A 13,718-nucleotide genomic window follows, 5' to 3' on the forward strand; every position below is an offset into this window, starting at 1 on the left:
GGCGCACCCTGGAGGAGAGGCTCCGGAGGTGAGCGCCATGACACAGACGGCTGTCGGATGGCACATCGAGCTGGAATTCGAGGAAGACACGCACCGCACCCGCGCGGCCGCCCTGGTGCGGCTCTCCGACGGGAGCGAGGTCCGCGCCCACGGCTATGCCAGCCGCCATCCCTCCGACTCCGAGCAGCCCAGGGTGGGCGAGGAGATCGCGGGGGCCCGTGCACTCAACGAACTGGCGATGAAGCTGTTGACCAAGGCCCACGACGAGATCGACGAGGCGTCCGGCCGCTCCTCGTACCCGCTGACCTGACGAAGTGGCTCCGGGCTCCGTTTCGCCCCTTGTACGAGAGGCGTCGTAATTTGACGGACGTCGTAGTACGGGATGTATCGTACTAGCGATCCTTCCGTACCCGGCGAAACGGAGTCCGTCGTGAGTGCCCTTTTCGAGCCCTTCACCCTGAGGTCGCTTGTCGTGCCCAATCGGGCATGGATGGCACCCATGTGCCAGTACTGCGCCGCAGTGGAGGGACCCGAGACGGGCGTCCCCACCGACTGGCACTTCGCGCATCTGGCCGCCCGCGCCACCGGCGGCACCGGGCTGATCCTCACCGAGGCGACGGCTGTGAGCCCGGAGGGGCGCATCAGCCCGGCAGACCTCGGCATCTGGAACGACACCCAGGTCGCGGCGTTCCGCCGGATCACCGACTTCGTCAGGGCGCAGGGCTCGGTCATCGGAATCCAGCTGGCCCACGCGGGCCGCAAGGCCTCCACGGCCGCCCCCTGGACCGGCGGCGGACCCGTCGGGCCCGACGCGCATGGCTGGACGCCCGTCGCCCCCAGCCCCCTGCCCTTCGACGCCGGCTACCCGGTGCCGCACGAGCTGAGCGTCGACGAGATCCAAGCGATCGTCGCGGACTTCCGTGAGGCCGCGCGCCGCGCGCTCGAGGCGGGCTTCCAGGTCGTCGAGGTGCACGGCGCGCACGGCTACCTCGTCGGGCAGTTCCTCTCGCCGCACAGCAACCGCCGCACCGACGCGTACGGCGGAAGCTACGAGAACCGCGTCCGCTTCGCCCTCCAGGTCGTCGACGCCGTCCGGGAGGTGTGGCCCGAGGACCTGCCCGTCTTCTTCCGGATCTCCGCCACGGACTGGCTCACCGAGAACCCCGAGGACGAGCGCGAGGGCTGGACCGCGGACGAGACCGTACGGCTGGCCGAGGAGCTCCGCGCACACGGCGTCGACCTGCTGGACGTCTCCACCGGCGGTAACGCCCCCCGTGCCCGCATCGCGACCGGCCCCGGCTACCAGGTTCCCTTCGCCGAGCGGGTGAAGCGGGAGACCGGGCTTCCCGTCGCGGCCGTCGGTCTGATCACCGACCCGCAGCACGCGGAGAAGATCGTCACCGAAGGCGGCGCGGACGCCGTGCTCCTCGGCCGCGAACTGCTGCGCAGCCCGTCCTGGGCGCAGCACGCGGCACGCGAACTGAACGGCCGGGCGCATGTTCCCGAGCAGTACGACTACGCGATCTGACCGCGCCCGTTCCGCCCCCCTCGCGTTCCCGCCCGCCGTCCTTCCACGGCGGGCGGGCGCCGCGATGGGGGCGATTGCGCACGTACCGTCCTGATCGCGGCGTTCCGTTCACCGCGCATTCATCCGGGAAGACGGCTGGGGCATTCCCTCCTGCGCCAGGGGGATCTACGCTCGGCCGCGAATCGATCAACGTTGTCACCGGCCGTGGTCCGGCTCCTGACAACGTTGTCCGTACTCCCTGGAAGGTACCGCGACATGCCCCCCAGACCGCTGACCGCGACTAGGCGCCTCGCCGCGCGAACAGCCGCCGTGGTCATCACCGGCACACTGGCCGCCGCCGTGCTGCCCCCCGCCGCCGAGGCCGCCGCGCCCGTCACCCGCCCCACCGCCTACGTGGACCCGCTGATCGGCAGCGCCAACGGCGGCAACACCTTTCCCGGCGCCACCCTCCCGTACGGCATGATCGCCTGGTCGCCGACGAGCACCCGGGGTGACCAGACGAGCACCGGTGCCGCGAACGGTTACGAGTACGGTGCCACCCGGCTGCGCGGACTGAGCCTCACCCATGTCAACGGCGCCGGCTGCAATCCCGGCGCGGCCGGTGACATCCCGATCATGCCGTTCGTCGGGGACGTCACCTCGTCGCCGTCCGCCGACACCAAGGACGCCGTCTACGCCGCGGACTTCTCGCACGACAACGAGCGTGCCGTCCCGGGCCGCTACACCCTCGGCCTCGACTCCGGAGCCACCGCCGACCTCGCGGTGAGCCGCCGGGCCGGCGTGGCCGACTTCGCATTCCCGGCCGGGAAGCCCGCCAACCTCCTCTTCCGGGTCTCCAACTCGCTCAACGGCAGCGAGGACGCCCAGGTGCGGATCGACCCCGCGCACCGCAAGGTCACGGGCTCCGTGCTCACCGGTGCCTTCTGCGGCCGCCGCGCCAACGGCGGCACCAACAACCGCAAGAGCTACTACCGCCTCTACTTCACCGCCTCCTTCGACCGGGCCTTCTCCTCCACCGGCACCTGGAAGGACGGCACGCTCGCCCCCGGCTCGACCGAGGGCGGCGGAGGTGAGGGATACGCCACGGGCGCGGACCGGGCAGGTCGCGGATCGGGAGGCTGGGTCGGCTTCGACACCACCTCCGACAGCGATGTGCGCATGCGGATCGGCATCTCCTACGTCAGCCAGGCGGGCGCCGAGGCCAACCTGAGGGAGGAGATCGCCCCTAGGGCGGACGTGGCGGACGTCGCGGCGGCGGCGAGCCGGAGCTGGGACCGGGAGCTGAACTCCGTACGTACGGGCGGCGGGACCGAGGCCCAGCGGACCACCTTCTACACCGCGCTGTACCACTCCCTGATGCAGCCCAATCTCATCAGCGACACCGACGGCCGCTACCCCGGCATGGACGGCAAGGCTCACCGGACCGAGCGCGGACAGGGGGCGCAGTACAGCAACTTCTCCGGCTGGGACCAGTACCGGGCGCAGATACAACTGCTCGCCCTCCTCAAGCCGGAGATCGCCGGGGACTTCGCCCAGTCGCTGTACAACTTCGCGCGGCAGAACAACGGCGTGTGGGACCGCTGGGTGCACATCAACGGTGCCACCCACGTCATGACCGGTGACCCCACCGCTGCCACCCTTGCCACCTTCTACGCCATGGGGGTACGGAACTTCGACTACGAGGGCGCGTACGAGTCGCTGGCGCGTCAGGCGACCGTCCCCGTGGACGACGGGCTCTCGGACGCCGGCTGCCCGGGACAGTGCACCGGTCAGCGGCCCAACCTGGCCCAGTACCTGGAGTCCCACTACGCGCCGCAGGACGTCTGCCACTGCTGGGGCGGCGCCGCCGAGACCCTGGAGGACGCGGTCGCCGACGCCGCGCTCGGGCGCTGGGCGCAACTGCTCGGGCGTGACGAGGAGGCCGAGGCGTTCAAGGAGCGCGGCGGCTGGTGGCGCAACGTGTACAACCCCGGGGCCACGGACGGGGCCGGTACCGACGGCTACATCCAGGCCCGCAACCTCGACGGCTCCTGGGTCGGGCCGTTCAGCCCGGGCAGCGACCGCGGCTTCGCGCAGGGCACCAGCGCCACGTACACCTGGATGGTCCCGCAGGACGTCCAGGGCCTCGCCGATGCGATGGGCGGCCGGGAGGTGGCGGCGCGGCGACTGGACGGCTTCTTCCACAAGGCGGACGGCTCCTGGTCGGTCAAGGGCGGTGACGCGGTGCGCTACGACCCGACGAACGAGCCCGGAATCCACGCCCCTTGGCTGTACAACGCCTTCGGGCAGCCGTGGAAGACCCAGGAGACGGTGCGCGAGATCCTGAACACGGTCTACGGGACGGGGCCGAGTGGCCTGCCGGGCAACGACGACCTGGGCACCATGTCCGCCTGGTACGTCTTCTCGGCACTGGGTCTGTACCCGCAGTCGCCCGGTGGTGGCGAACTGCTGCTGGGTGCCCCGCTGTTCCCCAGGGCGGTGATCGACCGGCCGCGCGGCAGGGACATCACGATCACCGCGCCGGCGGCCGACGCTGACCATCCGTACATCGACGCGGTGACGGTCGACGGGCGCGTACACGACCGCTCGTGGACGGACGCGAGCCTGCTCGCCAGGGGCGGCACGCTGGCCTTCCGGCTGTCGGGAACGGCCGACACCTCGTGGGCGACGGATCCGTCGGGGCTGCCGCAGTAGTCCGGCCCCCGGCCCGCGCCGGATCGCCCGTTACGACGACGGCGATCCGGCGCGGGCGTTGCACCCGTCCCGGGCCACGAATTTATATCGTTGAAAATTCTCCGTGCACGACTGTTGTTTTGCGTTTGATGCTGTGGCTCAATGTTGGATTATGTGCTGTGCCTCACACGTTCGAGGCACGTGAGCTCTCTCGACAGGACGACGCCTTGAGACGACAAGTACCCCGATCCCGCGCTGTGTTGAGAACGGTTGCCTGCGCTGCCGCACTCCTGATACCCGTCGGGGCCACCCTGGTCCCGGCCGCCGCAGCCACCCCCGCCGCAGCCGCCGGCGCCGCCTCCGCGACCACGTTCACGGCCGGCGACCCCGCCACCGCCGTGCACGGGCTGAAGGGCGAGTACTTCAGCATGTCCGCGCCCGGTGCGCGGGACTTCGACAAGCTCGGCGGGGTCGCCCTCGACCCGCAGATCAACTTCCCCGGCCTCACCGGCACGTTCGAGTCCACCACCGGCCGGACCGAGAACACCACCGCCCGCTGGACCGGCAACATCACGGCCCCCGAGGACGGCGACTACACCTTCGCCGCGAGCGGCGACAACGGGTTCCGGCTCTTCATCGACGGCCAGGTGGTCATCGACCACTGGGTGCCCGACTGGGACAACGAGCAGACCAGCAAGCCGGTCGCGCTCAAGGCCGGTGAGCCGCACGAGTTCAAGCTGGAGATGTTCCAGGACATCGGCGGCGCCAACATGTTCCTGCGCTGGTCGAGCGCGAAGCTCGCCCGGCAGATCGTGCCGGAGTCCGCCTTCACCCCGCCGGCCGGATTCGAGGTCTACCCCGTCGGGCTCGGCGTATCGGACGACGGGCTCACGCTCCGGGCGACGTTCGACGACAAGGTCAGCGACTACGCGGCGCTGAAGGACCACCTCACGATCGAGGCCGACACCTCGCCCATCCCGGTGAAGTCGGTCGCCCCCGTGCCCGGCGACTCCAAGGCGCTGAACGTCACCCTGACCGGGCCCGTCCTGAAGGACCAGCAGGTCAGGGTCACCTACGACGGGGAAGCCGGCCTCCGGGCGGGCGGCGAGACCGTCCCGCAGATCAGCCGCACGGCCAAGAACCTGTCCACGCACCGGCTCACCACCAAGTGGGGCGACAAGGTCGACCGCAACCACCCGCTGCCCGAGTACCCCCGGCCGCAGCAGGTGCGCGACGACTGGAAGAACCTCAACGGCCCGTGGGAGTTCGCCGGGGCCGAGGCCGACGAGAAGCCCGTCTTCGGCAAGAAGCTCGGTGAGCGCATCACCGTGCCGTACCCCGTCGAGTCACAGCTCTCCGGTCTCGAGCGCCACGAAGACCACATGTTCTACCGCAAGCTCGTCACCGTCCCGAAGAACTGGTCCGTGAAGGGCGACAAGGGCGACAAGGGCAAGAGCAACCGCCTGAAGCTCAACTTCGGTGCCGTCGACTACCAGGCCACCGTCTGGGTCAACGGCAAGCAGGTCGCCGAGCACACCGGCGGCTACACCGCCTTCAGCGCCGACATCACCGACGCGGTCAAGGGCAGTGGTCCCCAGGAGATCGTCGTCGCGGTCACCGACACCACCGGAGCCGACCAGCCCACCGGCAAGCAGTCGGCCAATCCGGGCGGCATCTTCTACACCGCCTCCTCCGGTATCTGGCAGACCGTTTGGATGGAGCCCGTCGCTCCCGCGGCCGTCGACTCCCTGACGACCACCCCGGACATCGACAAGGGCCGGCTCGCCCTGACGGTCAACTCCAAGGACGCCTCGAAGTCCGCCCGGATCACCGCCGTCGCCCGCGACAAGAAGGGCAAGGTCGTCGGCAGGGTCAGCGGCCCGGCCAACAGCGAGCTGAGTCTGCCGGTCGCCAAGCAGCACCTGTGGTCGCCCGACGACCCGTACCTGTACGACCTGGAGGTCACCCTCAAGGACGGCAGCTCGAAGGACACCGTCGACAGCTACTTCGGCATGCGCTCCTTCGGCGTCGCCGAGGTCGGCGGCTACCAGAAGCTGGTCCTCAACGGGAAGCCGTTCTTCTCCCTCGCCCAGCTCGACCAGGGCTTCTACCCCGACGGTCTGAACACCGCGCCCAGTGACGACGCGCTGGTCTTCGACCTGAAGGCGCAGAAGGACCTCGGCTTCAACTCCGTGCGCAAGCACATCAAGGTCGAGCCCGCGCGCTGGTACTACCACGCCGACCAGATGGGTCTGCTGGTGTGGCAGGACTTCGTCTCCGGAAACCTCACCGGCGAGAAGGGCCACAAGGCCTTCCTCGACCAGGGTGCCGAGATGATGAAGCAGCTGCACAACTACCCCTCGATCGGTGCCTGGATCGTCTTCAACGAGGGCTGGGGCGAGTGGGACCGCACCGAGACCGGCAAGATCACCGAACAGGTCCAGGCCGCCGACCCCTCCCGCGTCGTCAACGCCCACAGCGGTGTCAACTGCTGCAACTCGAAGGGTGACTCGGGCAAGGGCGACATCATCGACCACCACGACTACAACAACACCGACCCGGCCTTCCCGGACGACAACCGCGCGGCGATGGACGGTGAGCACGGCGGATTCACCCTGCGGATGCCGGGCCACATGTGGCCCGGCGCGCCGACCGCGATCTACAGCGGTGTCGCCGACAAGGCCGCGCTGACCGCCAAGTACGTCGAGAACACCCGTAAGTACTACCTCGAGGCAGCCGGCGCCGAACTCTCCGGTTCCATCTACACCCAGGTGACCGACCTGGAGAACGAGCTCAACGGGCTCTGGACGTACGACCGTCGCGAGATCAAGGTCGACCCCGCCCAGGTGCGCAAGATCAACCAGGAAGTCATCGCCGCCGGCGCGGCGGCCGGTGAGCGGGACGAGGTCAAGGGCGGCGGCGCCTGGTCGCTCGACGAGAACAAGGGCACCGTGGCCGCCGACAGCGGGCCGAACCACAAGGACCTCACCCTCTCCGAGGGCACGTCCTGGACGGCCGGCGTGCACGGCGCGGCGCTGAAGTTCGACGGCGCGGGCCAGTACGCCGAGACCGACGGCCCGGTCGTCGACACCACCGGCGACTACACCGTCTCCGCCTGGGCCTCGCTGGACGCCCTGCCCGGCAACTACGCCACCATCGTCAGCCAGGACGGCCGGCGCCAGGAGAACCCGTTCTACCTCCAGTACGGTCAGGGCGGATTCGCCTTCTCCACCCCGGGTGCCCACCGCGCCCGGCTGGAGATGAAGCCCGAGCTCGGCCAGTGGTACCACGTGGTCGGTGTCCGCAGCGGTGACGAGATCAAGCTGTACGTCGACGGCAAGCTCGCCGCGACCGCGCCGGCCGGATCGGCCGACGTCAGCAGCGGCGCCCTGTCCGTGGGCCGCGCCAAGTGGTCGGGCGCGAACACCGACTTCTGGAACGGTTCCGTCGACCAGGTCGCGGTGTACGACAAGGCGCTGACCGCCGACGAGGTGAGCGCGCTGCACGACACCGAACAGCCGTAGGTCCAGGCCGATCGTGAAGCGCTGAAGCGCTGAAGCGCTGAAGCAGTGAAGCACTGAACCGCTGCCTGCTGCCGCATTGGTGCGGCAGCAGGCAGCGGCATGTGCCGCGCCCCGGCGCACCCGCCGGGGCGACAGCGTGTGAGGATCGAGGAATGGGAGAGCCGGAGATCCGCAACCGCCACGACGACGACCTGAAGGCGTGTGTCGAGGCGCTGGCCACCGTGTACGAGGCGGACCGCTACCCGGCCCGGTGGCCGGCCGACCCGGAGGGCTGGCTGACGCCGGACAGCATGCTCGGCGCCTGGGTGGTGATGGAGGGCCCGGACGTCCTGGGCCATGTGGCACTTACCCGTGCGGACGAGGCGCTGGCGGCGGACGTGGGACGTCCGGCTCAGGAACTGGCAGCCGTGGCACGGCTGTTCGCGACGGCATCGGCACGCAGGCAGGGTGTGGCGAGTGCTCTGCTCGCCACCGTGACGAAGGCTGCGGCTGCCGAAAATCTGCGGGCGGTCCTGGAGGTGGAGGACGGCGGCAGGGCCGCCATGGCCCTCTACGAACGGGTCGGATGGTGCCGTGGCGGCAGCCGCCCCGGTGACTGGAGGACCGCCGACGGCCGGACGGCGCTGCTGCACACCTACGTCGCCCCCGATGCAGGGGAGCGATAGCAGCACGACAGCAGGCCGACGGCCCGGATGCGACGCGGTCGCGTTGCATCCGGGCCGTCGGCCCGTGCGGGGGAGCGGGCGGAGTCAGATCACGGCGCCCAGGGCGCCTCCACCGCCCAGGTGGTGTCCTCGGTGAACGTGGCCGGGTTGTCCCAGGCGTGCGTACCGCCAGGCGTGGCCAGCCACACCTCCGAGTCGATGTGCCGCAGATAGTTCCCCGGCAGATTGGCGCTGGAAAGCCGCACGCCTCCGGAACCCGCGACCGCGCACCAGGTGGCATCGGCCTTGAACAGGGCCGAGCCGTCGTCGGCGTCGCGCCGGACCCGGAAGTCACGGTGCCGGAGGTACTCGCCGGGATAGTTGCGGGACTCCAGCGAGTAGCAGTTGCTGTTGGCGAGCCCCGTGACGATCTTCCAGGTGGCGTCGTTCTTGAGCAGCGCGCTGCTCGCTCCGTCGACGACCGCGGTGAAGGCCAGCGCGTCCTGATGGCGCAGGTACTTGTCGGTGTACCCAGGAGTGGTGACGCGCAGGGACTTGAACTGCCCGGTGGGCAGGGTCACCGGCGGGGCCGGGTTCCGTGAGGCGTTGATGAGGGCCTGGTTCGCGGCCCGCACCCGTGCCGTGTCCACCTTGACCACCTGGCGGTCGTAGGTGAGCAGCCCGTTCGCCTCGTTCTCGACATCGGTGATCTCCGTGTACACGGAGGCGGAGAGGCCCGCAGGCAACTGTCCGACGCGGATGCTGTCGAGCAGCCCGACGAACCGGTTGTTCAGCGCGGAGAGACTCGCCTGGTCCTCGTAACTGAACCCGCCGCCCGGGAACCACTCGTGGCCGGGCACCTTGTAGCCGAGGCCGCCGAACTCACCCAGCACGGCCGCCCTGGTGGCGGTCGGCGCGGTGTTGCCCGGCCCGACATAGATGTGGTTGTCGATCACGTCCCCGTTGCCGCCGTCCACCGAGCCGCAGCAGTTCACGCCGCTCATGTTGTTCACCAGCCGGGACGGGTCGTACGCCTTCACCTCGTTGGCGATCCGCGCCTGGTCGTACTGCCCCCAGCCCTCGTTCTGGTCGACCCACATCACCAGCGAGGGCGAACTGCGGTGCTGGTCGATGATCGCGTGGAACTCGGCCTCCCACTGGGTGCGGGCCGCCGCGGCGGGGGTCTTTCCGGTGTCCATGGCCGGCATGTCCTGCCAGACGAGGAGGCCCAGCTTGTCCGCCCAGTAGAACCAGCGCTGCGGTTCGACCTTGATGTGCTTGCGGACCATGTTGAAGCCCAGGTCCTTGTGGGCCTGGAGATCCGACTTCAGGGCGGCGTCGGTCGGTGCGGTGTAGATGCCGTCCGGCCAGTAGCCCTGGTCCAGGGTGCCGGTCTGGAAGACGAACTTCCCGTTCAGGACCGGGCGCAGGACGCCGTCGACCTTCGCCACGGCGATCGACCGCATGCCAGCGTAACTGCCGGCCGAGTCGGTGACCGCGGACCCGTCGAGCAGCTCCGCCTTCACGTCGTACAGGAACGGGTCCTCCGGAGTCCACAGATGCGCGTTCGGCACCGGCACGGCGACCTCGGATCCCACCGTCCCGGTGGCGGTCCCGACGACGGTTCCCCCGCTGGAGACGGTGACCCGGGTACTGCGCCCGGCCGCGGAGGCACCCTGCACCTTGACCCGCAGGGTGCTGCTGCCGAGGTTCGGTGTCATGTCCAGGCGGGTGATGTGGGCCGCCGCGACCGGCTCCAGCCAGACCGTCTGCCAGATGCCGGAGGCCGCCGTGTAGAAGATGCCGCCGCCGCTGTGCGGCTGGACGTCGTTGATCCGCTGCTTGCCGACGGCCTGCCCGCCGGTCTGCGTCGGGTCGTACACGGAGACCACGACGGTGTTGGTCCCGCCGTTGAGCTGCGGGGTGATGTCGTACGCGAACGAGTCGTAGCCGCCCTTGTGCGCGCCGACCTGGGTGCCGTTGACCCAGACCGTGGTCTGCCAGTCGGAGGCGCCGAAGTTGAGCTCGACGCGGCGGCCGTTCCAGTTCGACGGCACGGTGAAGGTGCGCTTGTACCAGAGCTTGTCGTTCTCGGTGATCCTGCGCTGGATGCCGGAGAGGGCGGACTCGGCGACGAACGGCACCCGGATCTGGTCGGGGAACGATGCCGGCTGACCGGCGTCACGGCCGGTCACCGCGAAGTCCCAGATACCGTTGAGGTTGGCCCAGTCTGGGCGCGTCAGCTGGGGGCGCGGGTATTCGGGCAGCGGCTTGTCGACGGGGACCTGGCTGGTCCACGGTGTCGTCATGGGGGACGGCTTGGGTGCCCAGGACGCGGCGCCGGCCGGAGCCGAGCCGACTCCGACCAGTGCGGTGGACACCAGCGCCAGCAGTCCGGTCGTGGTGATCGCCCGTCTCCACCACGGCTTTCGGCCGGGCACACGTAAACGGCTCATCGGTCGTCTCCTTCGTTCGGTTCGGCCCCCGCGTGGGGGAGACTCCCCGCGCCGGGCGGCGCGGGGAGCGGTGCGGGATTGCGTGGAACAGTCAGGGGTCAGACGAGTTGCCAGAGGTGGTCGTCGGTGCCGTTGTCGTCGAACTGGACGACGTGGGCGCTGTCGGCGGTGGACATGGTGTCGACGCCGAGGACCTTGTCGGAGTGCCGGTTGCGGATGCGGTACCAGCCGTCGCCGTCCGGGACGAGTTGCCAGAGGTGGTCGTCGGTGCCGTTGTCGTCGAACTGGACGACGTGGGCGCTGTTGGCGGTGGACATGGTGTCGACGCCGAGGACCTTGTCGGAGTGCCGGTTGCGGATGCGGTACCAGCCGTCGCCCTCGGGGACGAACTGCCAGTCGTGGTCGTCCGTGCCCGTGTCACCGAACTGGACGACGTGGGCGCTGTTGGCCGTGGACATGGTGTCGACGCCGAGGACCTTGCCGGAGTGCCGGTTGCGGATCCGGTACCAGCGGTCGGAGAGCCAGGGATCCGCGCCGGGATCAGCTGTGGGGAAGGACGTGATGCGCAGCCGCGCCGCGCCCATGGGGACGAGGGTGATCTCCTCCACCGGCTCGGTGCTGCGGGCCGGACCGTCCTGGAGCGGGGCCACGACATGCTCGCCGTCCGCCGTCCACTCCGTGATCCGGCGGGCCTTCGCGGTCATGGTCAGCGGGGTGCCGTCGAGCGTGAAGGGGTTGGCGTCCAGGACGTGGCGGACCCGGTGGGGGCGCAGCGAGGCGGCGGGCTTCCGGTCGTCGAGGACGAGTCCGTAGTTCCACGGACCCGTGGCGTGCACCGCGTACTCGGGGAACTGGTCGGTGCCGCCGATGCGCTGGTACTCCTCACCGATCCGCAGGGAGTACGTGAGGGGACCGCGCTCCACGCTCACCGCACCGTGGTTCTGCTCCCAGGTGCGGACGGTCGTCCTCTGCGGGAAGCGGAGGGTCACCTCGTCGCCGTCCGCCCAGGTGCGGTCGACCCGGGTGAAGGCGGGGCCGGCGGGGGCATCGACCCGACTCCCGTTGACCGTGATCTCCGGGCTGTCGCACCAGGCGGGAACGCGCATCACCAGGGGGAACCGCAGGCGCTTCGGTGACTTCAGGGTCAGGGTGACCGTGTCCGTGAAGGGGTAGCCGGTCTCCTCGGTGAAGGTGACCTCGGTGCCGTCCGCGACCTTCGCGGTGACCTCGCAGGCCGCGTACATCGCGGCGGCGAGACCCCCGTCCGGGGTGGCGAGCCACAGTTCCTCCACGAAATAGGGCCAGCCCATGCCGTAGTTGTGCGGGCAACAGCGGTACTGGTCGACGCCGGGCAGGTACGCCTGCATGGCGAAGCCGTTCTGGAACTGGCGGTCCCTCTTGGGGGCGTCGTCCAGATCGACGCTGTTCGCACTGGTGATGTAGTGGACCGCCTTGCCGGAGGGGTCGAGCGAAGCGGGGAGCGAGTTGAACGCCAGCTCCTCGCAGCGGTCGGCCCACAGCGGGTCGCCGGTGATCCGGGTGAGCAATTGGTGGCTGGCCATGAACTCGACGATTCCGCACGTCTCGAAGCCCTGCCGGGGGTCGCCGTGACCCGGCCGCGCGTTCTCGTCCCCGGCGAAGCCGCCGCCGGGGAACTGCCCGTACTGGTCCATGGCCTTGCCGTACGTTCCGTACGTATTTTGGGTGTCCTCGGGCGATCCGCTGCGCAGCGCGTACTGGGCCGGCTCCCGGAATCCCTGCGCGATGTTGACGTTGTGCAGGTTGACCAGGTTGTCGCCCCAGTCGGCGCCGTTCGCGTGGATCTTGTCGGCGAGGTCCAGGAGGAAGGTGTCGCCGGTGCGGTTGAAGAGCCAGAAGACGCTGTCCAGGCCGTCGCCCCAGCGCAGGGCGATCCAGCTGGTGTTGAAGGCGCCGGGCCCCTGGGCGTTCATGTACCGGAAGAAGCGGCTGAGGAAGGGGACGATACGGGTGTCGCCCGAGTACTCCTGCCAGGAGCGCAGGGCCTGGATCAGCGGCAGGAACGGCCAGAAGTCGGGGCCGCCGTTCAGGGACGTACGCAGCGCCTTCGGGCCGAAGAAGCCGTCGGACTGCTGGGTGGTGAGAATCCCGTCGAACCAGCGGCGCACGGCGGCCAGGGCCGTGGCGTCGCCGGTCACGATCGCGAGGTCGGTGTATCCGCGCAGCCAGTAGGGGACTTCCTCCCAGCCGCCGAGATCGGGACGGACCCAGCCGGTGGCCGTGAAGTCCAGGAAGTGCGAGAACTCCTCGTAGCGGCCGCACAGTCCGTCCAGCTGGAGCTTCAACTGTCCGGCCAGCCAGCCGCGCGCGGTGACCCGGCCGGGCGGGAGCTTCAGGAACGCGGTCGGGTGCAGCGGGGCGGCGTTGGGGGAGTAGTGCCCGCCGCGGGCCGGCTTCGCCCGGTGCCCGGCCGCGGTCGCGGTGGCGGCCCAGCGGCCGGACATGGCGGTGGTGGCTGCGACGGTGGCCAACGCACCGGCCATGAGTTGTCTGCGGTTCAGGGGCATGGACGGGCTCCTGGTCTCGGCCGGCCGTTCGGGGCTCCGGCTCGGATTCGGCACATGACACGTGCGGGGCTGCCATGACGCCCACCGGCTCCCGAGAGGATTCCGGACGCGCGCATGACAAGGGCACGCCGTCGCGACCGGAGGGGTGGCGCGGCAACGTGCTTGCAACGTTGGAAAATTGGGTACCGGCGGTATGACAGCACGGTGTCGGGCGGCTGTCCAGAGGTGCGGCGGCAACCGGTGGGGCGGGATCGGTCCGCCGCTGCCGCGTGACTCCGACACATTTTGGAAACGCATCGACAGCGCTCTTGCCGCCCGTGCCGCGGCGCATATATAACGTTGTAAAC

At 69.8% G+C, this 13,718-nt stretch carries 7 protein-coding genes; 5 read left to right on the plus strand and 2 right to left on the minus strand.

What is annotated here, in order from left to right; translation table 11 throughout:
- The first annotated feature begins 37 nt into the window (after nucleotides 1–37).
- The 5 genes from ABZ434_RS27465 to ABZ434_RS27485 all read left to right on the plus strand — a co-directional run bounded on the left by ABZ434_RS27465 (nucleotide 38) and on the right by ABZ434_RS27485 (nucleotide 8,390).
- A complete protein-coding gene (locus ABZ434_RS27465) occupies nucleotides 38–310 on the plus strand; it encodes a DUF1876 domain-containing protein (RefSeq protein ID WP_356319528.1) in 273 nt (90 codons plus the stop codon).
- 120 nt (nucleotides 311–430) lie between these two features.
- Nucleotides 431–1,528, plus strand: a complete 1,098-nt coding sequence (locus ABZ434_RS27470) for an NADH:flavin oxidoreductase/NADH oxidase (protein WP_359142195.1) — start codon at nucleotides 431–433, stop codon at nucleotides 1,526–1,528.
- A gap of 255 nt (nucleotides 1,529–1,783) precedes the next feature.
- Nucleotides 1,784–4,222 carry a GH92 family glycosyl hydrolase gene (locus ABZ434_RS27475; protein WP_359142197.1) on the plus strand — a complete coding sequence of 813 codons (2,439 nt, stop codon included), beginning with the start codon at nucleotides 1,784–1,786 and terminating at the stop codon, nucleotides 4,220–4,222.
- Nucleotides 4,223–4,428: 206 nt separating this feature from the next.
- On the plus strand, nucleotides 4,429–7,725 hold the full coding sequence (locus ABZ434_RS27480; RefSeq protein WP_359142199.1) for a LamG-like jellyroll fold domain-containing protein: 3,297 nt from the start codon (nucleotides 4,429–4,431) through the stop codon (nucleotides 7,723–7,725).
- Nucleotides 7,726–7,877: 152 nt separating this feature from the next.
- Nucleotides 7,878–8,390: a GNAT family N-acetyltransferase gene (locus tag ABZ434_RS27485; RefSeq protein ID WP_359142200.1), complete on the plus strand. Its 513-nt coding sequence runs from the start codon at nucleotides 7,878–7,880 to the stop codon at nucleotides 8,388–8,390.
- 89 nt (nucleotides 8,391–8,479) lie between these two features.
- On the opposite strand, the gene ABZ434_RS27490 is transcribed toward ABZ434_RS27485, so the two are convergent.
- Nucleotides 8,480–10,750 (minus strand): AbfB domain-containing protein, encoded by a 2,271-nt coding sequence (locus ABZ434_RS27490; protein ID WP_359142263.1) that lies wholly within the window; start codon nucleotides 10,748–10,750, stop codon nucleotides 8,480–8,482.
- Between the two features lie 173 nt (nucleotides 10,751–10,923).
- Nucleotides 10,924–13,371 (minus strand): RICIN domain-containing protein, encoded by a 2,448-nt coding sequence (locus tag ABZ434_RS27495; RefSeq protein ID WP_359142202.1) that lies wholly within the window; start codon nucleotides 13,369–13,371, stop codon nucleotides 10,924–10,926.
- Nucleotides 13,372–13,718 lie beyond the last annotated feature (347 nt).

The organism is Streptomyces sp. NPDC005761 (genome assembly GCF_040630635.1).
In the GTDB taxonomy this organism is placed as follows: Bacteria; Actinomycetota; Actinomycetes; order Streptomycetales; family Streptomycetaceae; genus Streptomyces.

What these genes read in the sequence shown, in the direction of transcription:
- ABZ434_RS27485 (WP_359142200.1), top strand. Translation starts at nt 7,878, where the DNA reads ATGGGAGAGCCGGAGATCCGCAACCGCCACGACGACGACCTGAAGGCG.
- ABZ434_RS27495 (WP_359142202.1), bottom strand. Translation starts at nt 13,371, where the DNA reads ATGCCCCTGAACCGCAGACAACTCATGGCCGGTGCGTTGGCCACCGTC.
- ABZ434_RS27465 (WP_356319528.1), top strand. Translation starts at nt 38, where the DNA reads ATGACACAGACGGCTGTCGGATGGCACATCGAGCTGGAATTCGAGGAA.
- ABZ434_RS27475 (WP_359142197.1), top strand. Translation starts at nt 1,784, where the DNA reads ATGCCCCCCAGACCGCTGACCGCGACTAGGCGCCTCGCCGCGCGAACA.